This window comes from Paenibacillus thiaminolyticus, assembly GCF_003591545.1.
GTDB lineage: Bacteria > Bacillota > Bacilli > Paenibacillales > Paenibacillaceae > Paenibacillus_B > Paenibacillus_B thiaminolyticus_A.
The window spans coordinates 112,022-128,892 of sequence record NZ_QYZD01000004.1; the positions used below are offsets into that span (position 1 = coordinate 112,022).

The 16,871-nt window shown below is 41.7% G+C and carries 11 protein-coding genes and 2 pseudogenes; 4 read left to right on the plus strand and 9 right to left on the minus strand.

Going from position 1 to position 16,871, the window contains the following annotated elements; genetic code table 11:
• Positions 1 to 52: 52 nt before the first annotated feature.
• Positions 53 to 952: an AraC family transcriptional regulator gene (locus DQX05_RS06930; protein ID WP_119792124.1), complete on the minus strand. Its 900-nt coding sequence runs from the start codon at positions 950 to 952 to the stop codon at positions 53 to 55.
• Between the two features lie 104 nt (positions 953 to 1,056).
• Between DQX05_RS06930 and DQX05_RS06935 the strand changes: the two genes are divergently transcribed.
• A complete protein-coding gene (locus DQX05_RS06935; RefSeq protein ID WP_119792126.1) occupies positions 1,057 to 2,034 on the plus strand; it encodes a DMT family transporter in 978 nt (325 codons plus the stop codon).
• 82 nt (positions 2,035 to 2,116) lie between these two features.
• Here the strand turns inward: DQX05_RS06935 and DQX05_RS06940 are convergent.
• Positions 2,117 to 2,338: pseudogene (locus tag DQX05_RS06940) on the minus strand (SRPBCC family protein); the annotation flags it as partial.
• A 226-nt stretch (positions 2,339 to 2,564) separates the two neighbouring features.
• Here DQX05_RS06940 and DQX05_RS06945 point away from each other — a divergent pair.
• Together DQX05_RS06945 and DQX05_RS06955 are read left to right on the plus strand one after the other, a co-directional pair.
• Entirely contained in the window at positions 2,565 to 2,900 is a 336-nt protein-coding gene (locus tag DQX05_RS06945) for an antibiotic biosynthesis monooxygenase family protein (protein WP_119792128.1), read from the plus strand.
• Positions 2,901 to 3,550: 650 nt separating this feature from the next.
• Complete coding sequence (locus DQX05_RS06955) at positions 3,551 to 4,507, plus strand: alpha/beta hydrolase (protein WP_119792129.1); 957 nt, start codon at positions 3,551 to 3,553, stop codon at positions 4,505 to 4,507.
• 99 nt (positions 4,508 to 4,606) lie between these two features.
• Here DQX05_RS06955 and DQX05_RS06960 read toward each other — a convergent pair whose 3' ends face one another.
• The 6 genes and pseudogenes from DQX05_RS06960 to DQX05_RS31795 form a co-directional block, all read right to left on the minus strand.
• Positions 4,607 to 5,815, minus strand: a complete 1,209-nt coding sequence (locus tag DQX05_RS06960) for a tetratricopeptide repeat protein (RefSeq protein ID WP_119792131.1) — start codon at positions 5,813 to 5,815, stop codon at positions 4,607 to 4,609.
• Positions 5,816 to 5,860: 45 nt separating this feature from the next.
• The gene (locus tag DQX05_RS06965; protein WP_119792133.1) at positions 5,861 to 6,073 is read right to left on the minus strand and encodes an aspartyl-phosphate phosphatase Spo0E family protein; all 213 of its coding nucleotides are present in this window, start codon (positions 6,071 to 6,073) and stop codon (positions 5,861 to 5,863) included.
• 492 nt (positions 6,074 to 6,565) lie between these two features.
• Entirely contained in the window at positions 6,566 to 7,849 is a 1,284-nt protein-coding gene (locus tag DQX05_RS06970) for a helix-turn-helix domain-containing protein (protein ID WP_119792135.1), read from the minus strand.
• Positions 7,850 to 10,178: 2,329 nt separating this feature from the next.
• A complete protein-coding gene (locus DQX05_RS30245; RefSeq protein WP_147385161.1) occupies positions 10,179 to 10,757 on the minus strand; it encodes a hypothetical protein in 579 nt (192 codons plus the stop codon).
• Complete coding sequence (locus DQX05_RS30600; protein ID WP_119792138.1) at positions 10,708 to 10,947, minus strand: hypothetical protein; 240 nt, start codon at positions 10,945 to 10,947, stop codon at positions 10,708 to 10,710. The genes DQX05_RS30245 and DQX05_RS30600 overlap by 50 nt, the downstream gene beginning before the upstream one ends.
• A 364-nt stretch (positions 10,948 to 11,311) precedes the next feature.
• A pseudogene (locus DQX05_RS31795) lies at positions 11,312 to 11,724 on the minus strand (transposase); the annotation flags it as partial.
• A 579-nt stretch (positions 11,725 to 12,303) separates the two neighbouring features.
• Here DQX05_RS31795 and DQX05_RS06990 point away from each other — a divergent pair.
• Positions 12,304 to 13,722 (plus strand): AcpB/EbpR/MafR family transcriptional regulator, encoded by a 1,419-nt coding sequence (locus tag DQX05_RS06990; RefSeq protein ID WP_119792140.1) that lies wholly within the window; start codon positions 12,304 to 12,306, stop codon positions 13,720 to 13,722.
• A gap of 344 nt (positions 13,723 to 14,066) precedes the next feature.
• Here the strand turns inward: DQX05_RS06990 and DQX05_RS06995 are convergent, their stop codons facing one another.
• Entirely contained in the window at positions 14,067 to 16,859 is a 2,793-nt protein-coding gene (locus DQX05_RS06995; RefSeq protein WP_119792142.1) for an RHS repeat-associated core domain-containing protein, read from the minus strand.
• Between the last annotated feature and the right edge of the window lie 12 nt (positions 16,860 to 16,871).

The following is a 16,871-nucleotide window of genomic DNA, read 5'->3' on the forward strand; positions in this document are numbered from 1 at the left end:
TTTTCCTATGTTCTAATGAATGTAGCGTTTACTTCTGTTCATTAATTATGCCTCACGATTCCGCTTGTTCTTTGTTCAAGCTCGATTTTTTGTAGGCTAACGGGGTCATGTTCATTCTCTGCCGGAATTTATCGATGAAATAACTCGTGCTGTTGAATCCGACTTGATAGGAAACTTCGGTCACATTGGCGTCGGCTTGCTGCAATAAGACTAAGCTTCTTTGAATTCGATAATCTAGTACATAGCTCAAGGGCGTAGTCTTCAGCATTCGCTTAAAATACCGGCAGCATTCGGAACGGCTTAATTGACCCGCTCTGGCAATGTCGTCCAGCCTGATGTTCTCCGCATAGTGGAGGTGTATCCATTGTAACATGTGCTTCATTCGCTCACTCTTAACCATGGCCGTCTGATCATATTCTAACGGAAAGCCATTCACGATTAAGTTTTTCCAGATGAATGTGAGCTGCAGGTTGATGTCGATTTCATAATAAGGCGTTTTCTGTGTAATCCATTGATGGATGTTGCTGATAGCATCTAAAATGTTGTTCCCCCACGGCTCCTGTGCATTCAAGTGTAAGTATGGCAAGTTCGTCGCATGTATGTAAGGATACACATAGCTCGCAAGCTCTTGCGGCAGCACGAATTGCGGGGACACGTTTAAGCACAGATAAACGCAGCCCGAGTGATGCTCATCTTCGGCCATATGAAGACAGCCGCTGTTGATGAAGAGCCCCTCTCCTTCTTGAACCGTTCGTTTTTCTTCATTAATTTGAAAGACGGCTTCGCCTTTGCGGATCAGCACAAATTGAAATTCATCATGCCAATGAAGCGGTATATAACCATTGATATTTTGGTTAATCGTTGTCTCATAACAGGCAATTGGCAATTCCACTGTACGATGCTCGGTCAGCTCTTTCAAGTTGTGGTCTATCTTGAAATTTTTGATTTGCACATAACCGCCTCAATATATTGATATTTTTTCATTCGATTGAAGTATTAATTTCCTGAATTTTTCCTTATTATATCACTATTATTGGATTTAAGGGTGAGGGTTCAATGAGGAAGACAAATACGAGAAGAATGGGATTATTTCTAGTTATCACAGGGGCGATCCTGTGGGGCATCGGGGGAACGGTCGCCCAAAAGCTGTTTCAACAATTCTCCATTGAGGTCAATTGGCTTGTCACGACTCGCTTGCTTATCGCTGGCGTTCTGCTGTTAACCGTTCAGTTTTGCAGACAAGGCCGTTCACAGATTTTAGGGGTATGGAAAAACAGAAGTACCGCTTGTCGGCTCATTATTTTCGGATTATTCGGCATGCTCGCGGTTCAATACACCTATATGGCCTCCATTCAACATGGAAATGCGGCCGTTGCTACGCTGTTGCAGTATTTAGCGCCGGTCATGATCATTCTATACTCCCTCATTCGCAGACAATCTGTACTAACGCGGCAGGATGTGCTTACCGTTTCGCTTGCTTTGGCAGGCTGCTTCTTTTTGTTGACAAATGGTTCAATCTCTCAGCTGTCGGTGCCGGCACCTGCCATCGTATGGGGGGTGTTATCTGGAGTTGCGCTGGCCTTCTATACTTTATATGCGGTTCCTTTACTAGCGCAATATGATTCCCTTGTCATTGTCGGCTGGGCGATGGTCCTGGGTGGTGTCGCTTTAAGCTTCATCCATCCGCCATGGCGCATGGACTTCCACAGCTTAACGGCCGAAGCGTATGGATATCTGTTTTTTGTTATTATTTTCGGTACGATGCTTGCATTTTGGTTCTATATCGAAAGCTTGCAAAGTCTGTTGCCAAAAGAAACAAGCCTTCTCGGCAGCTTGGAGCCATTGGCGGCTGTATTCGCAACCGTCCTGTGGCTAAATGAACCGTTCGGATGGTTCCAATGGGTCGGCGCCTCCTGTATCCTGAGCATGATCTTCATATTGGCCTTGAAGAAAGAAGCGGCTTCCACCCAACCGAAACAACAGGAAATGAAGCACCCGCCTATAAAGAGATTCACAAGAGGCAGCGGTTCCTGACGGTACACTCAACTGCCTCTTATTTTCCGCCATTCATACTTCGGCCGGCACGCCTTTCTCGCGCAAGCAAGGAAGGCGATTTTTATCGGTTCACGTGGGCGTCGGGAGCCTTGTCCGCGACAAGATTCAAGACGATGTTATGCTCAAGGAGCGCTTTCAGCCCGCAGAGCACCATCGTATAGCCTCCCATGGAGTTAATGGCTTGGTTGACGATGGTGTCCCCGCTTCCCGTGAACCCAGAGTTCAGCGTCGTCACGAATGTATCGTTATCGGTGCGAGGTTCAAATGACCATTCGACTTGCGAATCAGCATTTCTGTCTTTACAACGGGCACTTGACTCAAGGTTAACATCTGTCGTCCTCCTCGTGTTCCATCTCTAATGGGGCGGGAAATGCTTGCTGCTCGTATTATTCCTTTTTTCTCTATATAATATAGCATTATGTCCGCGCGGCCGGTCGATGAAAACTGGAATAATTCAGGATTGGCAACGGCTTAGAATGAGTTCGCAAAAGTTTTTAGGAGGAATCTATATGAGCGGTATTGCCCAAACCCCACAGCCACCATACTATGCAGTTATTTTCACTTCTGAACGAACAGATGAGGATTATGGTTATGCTGGAATGGCCGAGGAAATGGTAAAGCTTGCATCCGTCCAACCCGGGTTCCTGGGTATGGAAAGCGCGCGGGAAAATGTAGGCATCACGGTGTCTTATTGGGATACTCTCGAAGCGATCCAAAAATGGAAGCAAAACGAGAGACATCTCATTGCGCAGCGTAAAGGAATGGCAGAATGGTATCGCACCTATAAAACGAGAGTGTGTAAGGTCGAGCGCGATTACGGATTTGAAGCGCCAACTTTGAAGTAAAGTTGAATGAACCGCCTTTTGCTAGGGGCAGTCCCAAAAGTCGTTCCCTTCTGCAGTCAGACAGCCCCCCTGCGTCTTGCAGGGCGGCTTGCCAAAAAAACTGCAAAACTACAGCATTCCCTTGGGGCGATCACTCCATCAAAGGAATTCCTGCAAAACTGCAGGATTTGAAGCCATGTCAGTGGATAGAAAGCAAAAATCGGCGGAAATGATGCACTTTTGCAGGATTGGCATCAGATAGCAGCTGAACTAGTGAAAATTCCTGAATCTGTGCAGAATTCGCTCCTTCCCCATGATATTATAAAGCTGCATTTCTTTAAAAGCTCTGTTAATGTTGAAGAACTTTTTGTAATGATTTTTTCAGTGTTTCTACAAAGTTCTGGCGTGTTTCATCACTTAATTCTAACAAGGAAAGATACGGGTTTAAATCTTCCAATTCGACTAATAAAAGCTCTCCTTGTTCATTCCGACAGGCATCAACTCTCTGAACCATCTTTTATTTTTATCTGGCGCATAAAGAGCGTACTGAAATCCTTTATCGATAAAAGGCATCTCATGCGATCGAGAAAGCCTCGGCAGCATGGAAACGACGAAGATCATTATGATATATTAAAATAACTAACATGAGAGTTTACTAGGAGAGAACAGAATTGAAGAAAAAAATGGTGACAGGCTTTATTTCCTTGATTGTATTTGTCATTATTATCCTTACCGCCGGGAGCTTTTACTTTTATCACGTGGCGATTGCGCGCGCTTCGAAAGACTTTTTGAGCGACAATCCCGACCTGAAAACCAGTCCTGAGGTGGAGGAATCAAAGGAAACCACGCTGGCGGACAAGGAATGGTGGAACAACCAAAGCTTTGAGCGCTGGGAGATGGACTCGGATGACGGCATTCATCTGAAGGCGTATTATTTGCCGGCATCCAAGCCGTCGGACAAAACGGTCATCATCGCGCACGGATATTCCGGGAACGCAACGCAAATGAGCGGTTACGCCAGAATGTACCACGAGAAATGGGGCTACAACATCCTGCTCCCCGATGCTCGGGGACATGGGGAAAGCGAAGGCCATTATATCGGTTTCGGCTGGCCCGAGCGTAAGGATTATTTGAAATGGATTCAGCGGGTTTTGGACACGAATGGGACGAATTCACAAATCGTTCTCCACGGCGTGTCGATGGGAGGGGCAACCGTGATGATGACCAGCGGCGAGAATTTGCCGCCGAACGTGAAAGCCATCGTCGAAGACTGTGGTTATACCTCTGTGAAGGATCAGCTTTCCTTCCAGCTGCGGCGCATGTATCATCTTCCGGCATTCCCGATCGTGGATACCACCAGCCTGCTGACCAGGCTGCGGGCAGGGTACTTTTTCGGAGAAGCCTCCGCACTGGAGCAGGTGAAAAAGTCGAAAACCCCGACTCTCTTCATTCATGGGGCCAACGATACTTTTGTGCCGACGGAGATGGTGCATAAAGTTTACGAAAATTGCCCCGCCGAGAAAGAGCTATACATCGTTCCGAAAGCCGGGCATGGAGAAGCATACCGGATGGATCGGGAAACGTACGAAAAAACCGTGGCCGGGTTCATCGGAAGGTTCGTTTCGTGAGTCCTTTTCATGTGAGAAACCCTGTACCTTTAGAAAAGGACAGGGTTTTTCAACAATCTGAGACACCACAAGGCGTTTGAATATATTTAGGTTCCCTTTTCAACGGGATACTTCCCATGAACACCGCGATGCCATCTCTACCAGATAAGCCGATCGGGACCATAAGAGTTGTCCCACTGATTTTATGGCCGATTCAAGTTCTTTTAAGGTCTCCTTATCTACAATGACACCTTTCGCAACGGCCTGAAAGATATAGCTAAGACTATGTAGTGAATTATCATACTGCCCGATGCCCGCATATTCCAAAACGCTTTTCATGTAATAATCCAACGATTGTTCGATATCTTCGTGATACAAGATATCCCCCATATTCTTGTAAAAACGAGCTAAAAGCGCTCGTTTAAAAGGCGTTGTGCGAATATCCTGCAGCGACTTCACCATTTGTTCTTCATAGATAAGAAGCGTCTCTGCTGAATGAAAGTCTTTTTTTTGTAAATATTGATCAAGTAGTTCAGCAACCGCATAAATAATATTGTATTCGGAAGTATTTTGTAAATAAGAACGTAACTTTGAAATCGAACTATCCACGTTCCCCATCTTGCCCTCTATACAAGCCGACATAAAATGCACATTATCGGCTACATATGAAAAAGAGTACTTACTGTACTCATCTAGATATTCCTGGCTTGCTTTGTAATCACCAGTATTATAGGAAGAATTGCATAGACTAAGATAAGCATTCGCTCTATAGGCACCATTTTCTGAGTTATCGTTCTCCACCACATATTTCATATAGGGTACAGAGTCATCATAGTTCATTAAGCTGTCAGCGTGAACTCCTATTGAATAATAAAATACAATTCGTTCTTCGTCGCCCAGAAACTGTATATAGTCCAATACACACTTACCTAGTTGATAGGTTTCTTTCAATTTGCTGAAATCATTTCGTTCGATCATGTATTTTCGGTATAATCCCTTAGCAATATAGGGCATCATTCCATGAGCGCGAGAGTAATCAATAATAAGATTGTACACAGCTAGTTGAATAGAGGTATCTTCTACCGAGTCAATTACTCTGCAAAGCTCTTTTACTCCCTCCATACCATTTGATAAGTCAAGAAATTTGGCGGCTATTTCGGGTATTAATGCTGGATGCTCGAGTGTTTCCAATTCGTTCTGCAAGATTGAGAAAATGACTTTAGGTTTTTGCTCAATCTCAATGTACTGATCTGCGATGTCGCTATTCATTTTTCGATAATACTTGATTAACTCCCCCAAGCTTTTAGGCTTCACACAACCGATACTCACAGCCTCACCTTCCCCTAATAATCCGGATTATCACATCCTATTCTTCTAGCCGCAGCTCCTTCTTTGAAATTCCAATAGGTATGTATCTAACTTTTGGCTTAATCTTACAACAGTTTCGTCGGTAAGACACTTTTTTTCCGTGGCCGCTACTATAAGCTCCTGTCGAGTGCTCTCAATGATTTCAATTAAACAGCCAGCTTTCTCATAGCTATAAGTAAAAGGGATTAAGTCACCTTTGTATACCGGTTGATGGCTCATTTCCACACCTCATCCATAAACTGTATTATTTGACCTGATTATAGATGAAGTTGGTAAATATGACTTGATTCTGGATTATTATGCAACAACTTTATACATAAAAAACAAAAAAACGCCCATAAAGGCGTCTTAATGCGTCAATCTCCTTTCGAAGAGAATTTTCAAATTTTTATCTGTCGATCGAGTTACTGCTGCTATAGACCGATGGCATAAACCAAAGAGGATCTGCAGAGACAGCACTTGGAGTGAGTGAGGCCCCTTACAATTGCAGCAACATTGCCAGTAAAAGAATCGGGCTTTCGAAAGATGGTACCCCACCAACGAATGGCGGGGCCATGACTAGCGTTATGAGATGTTATATTCATTAGAAGTTAGTTATCCACGGGGCATCGATGTATGAAACAATATGCTCCATGCTGATTGCTCCAAAAACTAGAAGAGAGGCAATGAAAAGAAGTTTACGTTTTCTCATGGCACCATATTCCTCCTTAATTATTTTGCAGCAATTATTTGTAAAATATTATCAACCTTTTTAATTATTTCACTATTAATGATTGACTGATTATGTATCATTGAATGCGTCACAAACGACAATGATTCAAAAGCTTCCGTAAAACGACCAATTTTTACGTACTCTAATGTACTTTTCAAGAAACTATCAACAGCGTCTTTTTCATGTTGTTTACGAGTTAACAATTGTCCTTTGATGCGAAAGTAGTGCGCTAATCTTGACCTTTTATATGGCGTAGTTCGTGGTTGGGTGATGCTCTCAATTATTTGTTCTTCATACATAAGGAGTTGATCTGCTGCAACAAGATCGTTTTTATGGAGATATAGTTCCATTAATTCAGTTACGGCATGAATCAAATTATATGAGGACAGGGTATCTAAACAGTTATTAAACTGAGTAATGGCGGACTCAATATTCCCTTTCTTCCCGTTAAGAAAGGCAGTCATTAATTTAACATTCTCTTTGACGAAAGGATATGGGAAATGACTATACTTTTCGAGATAGGTATTGCAATCGTCATAATTCCCCAAATGGTAATAGGCATTGCAAACATTATGAGTTGCATTTGCTAGCGGTTCTTCTTCCCCATTTTCCACAACATAATTACCGAATTTTATGGCATCATGATAAAACATAAGACTATAAGCGTGAACACTCAAGCCATAGTATAGAAGTATCCGCTCTTTCTCGCTTAAAAAATTAGCATAGTCCAGCACATTTTTACCAACCTGATACGTTTCCTTCAACCTGCTGAAATCATTTCGTTCAATCATGTACTTCCGAAATAATCCTTTGGCAATGTAAGGCATGATTCCATGGGCGCGTGAGTAGTCTACGATGAGGGTGTATAAAGATAACTGAGTGGAAGGATGATTCACGGAGCCTATCGTTCGGTACAACTTCTCTACTGCATCCAGGCTGTCTTCATTGGGCGCTTCAAGAAACTTTGCGGCAATTTTCGGTATGAGCGATGGATGCTCGAGGGTTGTCAATTCGTTCTGTAAAATAGTGTATATGACTTCCGATTTATGTCCGATCTCGATGTACTGTTCTACGATGGCGTCATGGGGAATGTCCAATACCGCGGCGATCGACAGGATGGATTGAAAATCAGGGCGTTTGACCTCGCTGTTTTCAATTCTTGACAGGCTGCCTTTATCAATGCCGACCGCTTCTTGCAGCTTCGACAGACTCAATTCCTTCTTCTGCCGATAGTACTGTATTAGCTCCCCCAACCTCTGTGGCTTCGCAGCAACGGTACTCACAGCCTCACCTTCCTTTGGCATTGCAAATAATTGACCATCTATAGATTACCATATAATTCGAGTTTTGCAAACACTACCCAACAAATAATTTCAAAATTCGCTTGTTTCCTTCTGGTTTGAAGTGACATTGACCCTTGGTATAAATCAGAGCCCCATTACGAGGTAGACAATTTCCAACCCCTCCCTCGTTCGTGATTGAGGCTCCTTTTACGGGAATCACGCAGAGAGTGCTTAAAGTGTAGACATAGTCGGAGAAGACGACCTTGGTCACTTTAGAATTAGGTAATTAGTCTGTATTGCAAATTCAACAAGAGCCACTATATTCATGAAAAGGAATTTATTAGATTTGAACATAGTATAGTTTTGACAGGAGGAAGCATGATAAGATGCGATTTCCATTCAAAACGTTTTTGCGACTGCCACGATTGCAAAAAACGAAAGTGTCGCTGTCGAAAGCGCTGCTGTTTTTTAGCTTAAAAAGAAAACCATCCAAGTTCCCATGAACAGACCTGGATGGAGAAATTTTGGTTCAAACAAATTGTCTCTCTTTATAGATTCGCTTTTTGACTGGATTAATATTATTGTACAAATCAGTATCCGTAACCAAGTACAGAACGGCCAATGATGACAAGCAAAATGAAGAGAACAAGTATGGGCCCTATACTTGTGAATCCAACGTAGTAGCCATGACCATACCCTCCATATCCCGCTTTATAAGTGTGGCCTGCACCTGACATTTTACATGCTCCTTTTCGCGGTGAAAAATTGTACTCTGTACAGTTACACCGTATGCCGGTGAGATGAAGGGAGTTAGTCTGATAAAGAGCGGTCGTCCCGTTTCCTTACGTTTTACTTGGCCAACTGACCAGCCTCCTAAGCCGACCCAGGCTTTAGAGAGTCGGCGAGGCCCATGTGCCCTTTAGATACACCAGACGTAAATACGTCGGGGCTGCCCCAGCATGATAAAAGGATGAGCTAGACGTACGTTCCCAGAAACGCCGGGTGTTCCTGTCATGCGTCAACGGAAGCCAACTCTTCAGGCAGTTTGCGCAGCGGTTCGGGAACGTAAGTTGTTTTCCATTTTCAACATCTTGACCACCTGAATAAGGATTTTTGAGGGGCCGTGGCGAATAGTATACTGTGGAATTCCCCCCCTCATATGATTAGTTATCTTGACATTAACAATTTCTAATGGAGACTTCGAATTCTTTTTGTCTAAAACACTCGATTTTTTAAAGAAAACTACCTAATTTCTTTTTTGTGAAATTAATATCCCTAATATCACCGAGACGTTCAAAGAAATGGTGATAACAACTGAAAGTATAACATCCTCTGTGGTTGATGCATTTATTAATGTCAATATAATATAAAATGCTATAAATGATAGTACGATACTTATTACGGAGTATCCGATTTTGCCCATATTTCCTTCAACTCCCTCCTTGCTTAATTAACAAACTAAAATCGTTGATATTTAGAAATTATTTTTAGTAATAATCTAACATGAATCCATTCATCGTAATTTGGTAGTAAGACATGAAATAGAGATAATAGTTTTTACCATTATTAAAATGTTTTTTTGTAAAACATGTCATTTTTAGGGGTTATAATGCAAATTTAAAATTAAAAATGTTACCTTAATTAGTGGTTTAATTTCGGACAGACCTTCACACTTATTTTGTGCCACTCTCATAATATATTTAATCATTTTACGAATATATCACTTGCAACATCTCATGAAAAACACAGCAAGTTAAAACATTGAGATCTTTAAAATATGCCCAAAAAACTTCTTCTACCGGAAATCCCAGAGATCTATTAGGAATCAATATTCATTCTCGCATGTCTACGATGCATTTCTTAGTGCAAAAGTTTTACGTCCTCCAGAAAAACGGAACTATCAGCTCGCTTCCCGGCCTGGGGAGAAAATACTGTACTGTCGGTGATTGGCCTTCCTATGTTAGAGATCGAATATGCTTAAATATAGGGCGGCCCACAGTCTCAAGTTAACATATATTATTTATTGTGCTTAGAAAGACTCAATAAACCGAGTCGGCACCATATCGCCCATCATCAAGAAGTTTTATTCGCACAGAAAAATATTTTACTGTAAAATATTGACTCTCGTTAATATGATATTGAGATAAATGCAACCTATTAGTTTGTTATCTTAGTCAACCTACATTGTATCCTTAAGGGGTTCCTACCCCTACTCCCAATTAGACCGACTGAACTTGTCATCACCTTCCTAGTGTCGAATATACTTACTTCGACATCTTTTAAATAAAACATACTAGGGGAGTTCTAAGCCTCCCCTATATATTATACATTACCAAGATAACGTAATATTGTAGTCTAACGTTTCAGTGCCATACCCTGGGGTTACGCTCAGTCCACTTGGGTATACTCCTACAGAAGGAGTTCCTGAGAGGTATCTATGCCCGTATCTCAACATGATATTCGATTTTCCGCTTTTTTTAGTAGTATAAACGGATTGCTGAATTTCACCAGATTTCAAACTTGAGTTTAGCCATATATCATATTTTGCAGCAACACCTTGTCCAATATCATGATCAGATGGTGTTCTAGACTCGCTACAATACCACTGTCCATCATAGTTGCAGTTTTGACTGTAATGTTCTAAGATTCTTCCTCCTGATGTTTTCAAATACCACTCATTCGTTACTGGATATCCAATTGACATTTTATCAGTAAATGCAAAGTTCGGCTTCACTTTCCAATTGAATGTCCCATAAATAAAAATCTTTTTGCTTCCTAGAACATCACTAGTTACTTCATATGCATCAGCATAAAGTGTGATATCAGAGTCGGTTAGGCTAAGCGGGGCAATTGTAGGTTTAATAGTTGCGAGGCAAATTATCGGTAAGTTTGGTTGCGTTTTCAGCAATCAAGAATCTAAGAACTTCAGTACTATAATATTTAAGTTGGCTCTCCTTTATTCCGATCTTATTGGTCACAATCGACAGTTCTTCTTGTGTTAATTCAGTTTTATTGTTCAGATTAACATCTGCAAAAACAGACTGAGACATTGTAAAGAGCATAGCGACAATCATCAGGAACGAAAACGTTTTTTTCAAAAAAGTTCACCCTCCTCATTTTTTATTCTCGCCAGCCGCTCTTACCTCCTTCCAACTGTCGGATTAGTTTGGTTTCCAATAATCAACACGATAGATAATTGAAATTATAAGTGAAAAGCCAAACTATGACTTAATTTGGCGATATTGAATTTTCAAACCAAATATAACCAATAAAAACACTTTCGTCAACATGTCTATATAAAATGAACCAATGAATTTTCAGATTAGAACCTGACAAATAGACGATCGATGATCGACCCAGATTGAAGACAAACTCCCGCGAAATACTGCAGTCGCGGGAGTTCTTTATGTTTATTCCCCGTATTTCAAATACGAAATTGAAATTATGAGATGGGCGACCGGTCTTCCAGAGCCAGGTCGCCATTTTTTTGAGGTTCATGGCAGCAAAAACAAGCATGGCTTGTGCAGACATTCTTTTTAACCCTCGTAGGGTCGTCTACTGCATACCATGCTTCTCCTTTAAATCAGCAAAAACTCACTCTATTGTTTCTTTCCGCTGCGCATAAATCCGTTTGTTTTCTTCTGTATGGCGAAGGTGGTCCGCCTCTTCAATATATTCAGCCCAAACATGTCGACTAATGCGATTTAATGCATCTTTACTCTCTGTACATCGGCCCGGAACGGACAAACTTTACAGATTGCCGGGTTCGAGCGATACATTTTAAAACCATCACGGTTCGTTGTTTCGTAAGACAGTACCGCATTTGCTGGACATAGATAGCAGTCATAGTTCTCATCGTACACGTACTCATGCTTTTAATGGCGTTTATTGGTACTCTCTCATAAAAAAAAGACTGTCGACAGGACTTTGTCGCAGTCAGACGGTATCTTCGAAGATACCGTTTCGCTTTTACCCTTACGTTATTCGATGCAATGGTTTCCTCTTGAATAAGGTTGAAATCAACTCTTCATCTTGGCATAGTAGGTCCGCTCCTCGTTGGGATGTGTTCATTCTACTAGCCCTTCATTTATTGTCCAATTAAGTGTAGCCGCTCCCCCCTCTTTAGAGGTATCTTATATCCTTCTTCGTCCCCCCTTGCACAAAAAAATCTCTTAACCTTCTATTAACCGCATTAAGCTGACCTTTACAAACATTTTAAAAACCATACATATTTTCATCTATTAATGAAATTATGTATCGTTTTTCATTCCAAAATTACGTTACTTTCTAATTGAAATATAAATTGTGAGAAGGAGAAAAATAATAAAGATTTTCATTAAGAAGACAAACATTAGAAAGATATGTTTAGGGGAAATTCGTAAATCCATAGCACCAAACAAAGGATAGTACATCTGCATTTTTAACCATTTATCGCTTTTCGAGGGGGAGACTAAATGGATAAATTCACCGCCCACTTAATTCAAAATGATTCAATTATTCGAAAAATCCAAATATTAGAATCCTTAATTGATAGCGAAGGTATCGTATCTTCAAGTTCTTTAGCCCGTAAGCTGCAATGTACAAGCAGAACGATTATAAGTGACATTTCTCAATTAAAACAAACTCTTCCAAATAATTGGGATATAATAAGCATTAATTCCAAAGGTTACGTTCTAAAAAAAGATCCCTTAGATCATCTTTCCAGTATTATAGCTACTTATTTAGCAAACAGTGAACTCTACAACATTTTGTTGGGACTATACAACCAAAAATACTATAGCTTGGAAAAATGGTCTCAATTATTGTACTTAGATAAATTAACATTGAAGAAAAAATTAAATAATTTCAGGAAAATTCTTAGACATTTTAACCTTGATTTTAATTTCAGAACAACGATCCAAATAATTGGAAAGGAACTGAATATTAGATACTTCTATATGGTTCTTTTTTTTCACGTGCAAAAGTATAAAGAAATTTTTAAACCGGACCTAGACTTGCAACAAAAAATTGAGAACTATATTCGTTTCTATAAAATGGAGATCGATTATAATCTATTAACCATACTCATCAATGTGTCTGTAAATAGAAATATATACAAACATTTTATTTGCAAAAGTTTTAATATGGACTACATATTTAGCTCTCAAAAGTTAGATTGCACCTATGCCATTGTCTCTGCCATTGAAAATTTCTATAAGGTCAGCTTCCAGCAAAATGAACTTAAGTTTTTTACACTATTTTTTTTCCTCATCTCTGAGGGGGATGATAATGAAAAAAGTAAAATCAAGAATTACTATCGTGGATCATATAAACAACTTTACGATAAGCACCTTGCTTTAATTGACATGATTTCAGGTGAAGTAAATATGAATGCCAAAGTAATAGAAGAAATAAGACATAACATCCATTTTTCTTTCCACAAGATCTATATATTTAAAAATCTCAATTTACCGTTAGAATACTTTTGGGGTAGATTTAAGACGGTTCCTCATGAATTAATAGAGGGCTACAACATCATTCACCCTCTTATTGTCGCATGGAATAAAGAAATAAATGAAAATAGATTATCTGAGGATGAGAGCTACCACATCACGTTTCATATTTTATCTATTCTCCTGTCAAATTATAAAAAAAAGGGTTTATTGCTTTTATCCGGACCAACTAATTGGAAAAAATTCATCTATCACAAATTAAATAATGAATTGGGTAACGTTCTAAACCTCCAGACCGAACCAAGCAATACGGTCAAATTTGATTTCATTATAACCAATTACAAGATCAATAAAACTCAAATTCCTGTCATTTGGATTCCAGATAAACTCATCCTGAAAGATTTAAAGTCTATTAAACAACTGCTTAGTCTATCCTTATAAAAACGGGGGTATCAACAATACCGGGCTCCATTCGTACTTGCAGAGATTTCGTTCGGTCCAATAAATAAGCATCAGCAGCCGACTCATTCAGCTCTGATGCTTTTTACATTTTTCTTGAAGATATCCTAACAACAATATAATTATCCGCATGATATACTCATCTGCCTGATCTCCACACGCAAATGGTTACACCGAGGTGTACGAATCTCTCCGCTTCCAGTTATCTCCTTTCGCTATTTATTTTCCTGCAGAAACCGATTGAATATCGCTAAGAATTAGTAAATAACAACTCCCCATTAGCTTACAGAGAACCAAACTAATGGGGAGCCAATTTAATTTAAATGCTACTTTCTCTTCATTGAAAACCGGCGGAAAAAGTTCCCGATCCCTCGCTCTTTGACTCTTGAACTGCTGCTTTGTCTAAGACCTGGTTGATATTTGCTCCATAAGTCCGGATTTTCTTCCCATGGAGCCTGCTCTAACCTTTCATTATTTCTATAGAAAATGACACGCCCATTCAATCTTTCGCGATTTCGATAAATATAGCGTAGTTCAGAAGCTGTGATTGACTGGCCGCCGCTCCCCTCTTTCGTAACCACTTGCTCGATATTTAAATTGTCAAGAACAAAGTGTATTTTTGTTCTCTCATTGGAGGCGGCAATTTCTATACCGAGTTTACTGCCTCGTTTCCACAGCAACGGCGATTCTATCATTCTATCTAATAATAATTTATGATAATAATCTTTCCCATAATTCCCCTTCACTTCTTGGAAAATATGAGAGGCCTTAAATGTAGCTTTAGCTTCTCCAATGTTAATATAATCGTGCCACAAAGGATAATTTTCGTTCCTCGATAAACGATTCCCTTCTGGAACCTTTATTTTCCGTGCGGCTTTTTGTGGGTCTTTTTGAAATTTCATCAATTCTTCTAAGTTATATTGGTTAGTTATACTCAATGCAACATTATTATTATATTGATCTATAACCATAGCAGGAGAGTCTGATTTTTCGATATTAAAGTTTGGATTAAATATCTTTAGATATCTTCCTCTTTCCTTACTAAGTCCATAAACTAAATCACCATGCACGAAGCTATAATCCGCCATGTTGATAGGCAAATTCCCATCCGGATCCATCAATCCTATAGGATTGTTCCTAACCATACGGTACAGGTTTAATCCATCTACCGTTCCGGCCGGGTCCGGATTCAGCCAGCGACCCAACCATGGCATATAGTAGCGGTGTCCGTAATAATACAGGCCTGTGGCATCCAGCTCTTTGCCTGAATAGCGGATGGTCTTGTAGCTTGCCTCCACCTCTGTCCGGGCTGCCCACAGGGCTGTGCCGCCGTAGGGATAAAATTCTTCCTTGCTGATGATCTGGCCTTGCCAATCCACTTCCAGTGAAGAGGACCCGAGATGATCATTGAGGCTGTACCGGTACTGATCATTGGTGATGCCGTCCGGTTCGGTTTCTTCCTCCCAGTGCAGCACCCTCACTTGTCCCGCTCCCTCATCCACGGTGATGACCTGCAATGCTTCCGTGACCCGGTCCCCGGTCTTGCGGATGCGAAGCTCCAGACCCGGCAAATAGAGGGTCGTATCCGTTTGCGTTGTTGTCTGTGTTTTGCGGGTAGACCGTTTTACGATGCGCATTCCTGAGCTGTCATAGAGATAGCCTTCCCAGTCGTTATCGCCGCCTTCGCGCACGACCATATGGACTCGGCTTAACTGATTGCGTGTATCCCATTCCAACGGTCTCCCCGGGAATAAAGCTTGTTGATTGCCTGCTCTGTCAAAGGAAGCCGCGATATCCGGTATGTCTTCCCCTTGCCGCCAAATCCCCCGGTTTGAACTCTTGTCTACATAAACATTCCTTGTATATTGACTCGCCCCGGTATGGCTAAGCTTGATTAAATTGCCGGCCCGATCATAGCTATATTTCTCAGCGTAAGTGACGTATTGGCTATCGTCCAGAGGGATAGGCGTGATCAAGGGAGGAAGCGACGTCTGCTGACGAAGCGAATCGGATTCCCGCCCCGAACTGGATACAAGCTGATACAAGGCATCGTAGGCATACTGCCTTTTCGGAGCAACGGCCTGATTCCGGAAATAACGAACCGGCTCCGCTTCGTTGCAAATAGACAAGATATTGCCTACCGGATCAGACTCATAATGATAATCCTGCAATATTTCCCTTTCCCCGGAGGACAGCTGGCGGGAATCTTTTTTTCGGATTAGCCGCTGCGTGCTCTCCTCGTAAGTATATTCCGTTATGACACCATTCCCGGCTTCTGCGAGCTGCACTTGACCCGCCGCACTGTATTCTACCCGGTTCCAAATCTGCTGTTCGGCTTGGTCTTGCAGCGTGAGGCTTACCGCCTGCGGCTGGCCGGCGGCATTGTATGTCAGTTGCTGGAGATTCCCTTTGGCGTCGGTTTGGGCGAGCACCCTGTCCTGGGCGTCATACCGCCAGCTCGTATCATAGGTTTCCGCAGCCAGCAACGAGACCCAAGCACTTTCCTCTTCTATACTCCAGTCGCCAGGATGATCCCAATTTTCCAGCAGTTGACGGCTTTGGTGCAATGGCATTCCGGCCAATGAGAAGCTGTCTGTCTGTATCCGGCCCGCAGTATCGTAGTGACGCACCAACTGCCCGCGCAAATTGTTGGTCTGGGCATCCGCTTCTTTTTCGCCATAAATAAACCGCTCCCGGCACCATGGGGATTGCGTTCCTTCCTTCTGCTCGAATACGGCTGTTGGTCTGCCTAATACATCATATTCGAGACTCGTCTGTGTGCCGTTGGCATCGATAAACCAGACTGACCGCCCCTCGATATCAAAAAGCTCCGCCTTGCGGCCGGCATCCACGCTTTCCGAACGGAGCGCTTCGCCTCTCAGGGAGGCCAGGGTTCTTATATTCGGCAGAGTACCGCTGTCATCCTGATAGTCCAAGAGCAGACGGGGATCCATGCTGCTGTCAAGATAGCCTAACGCGGTATACGTGTTCCGCAGGATATACTCATCTGCCGGATCTTCAGCCGAGATACGGTTATACCGAAGGGTGCGAATCTCCAGGTTCCGGTTATCTATTACCGAAATCGTAGGCGTGCCGCTATATATGGACGTTGTATTCATAGGTTTAACCTC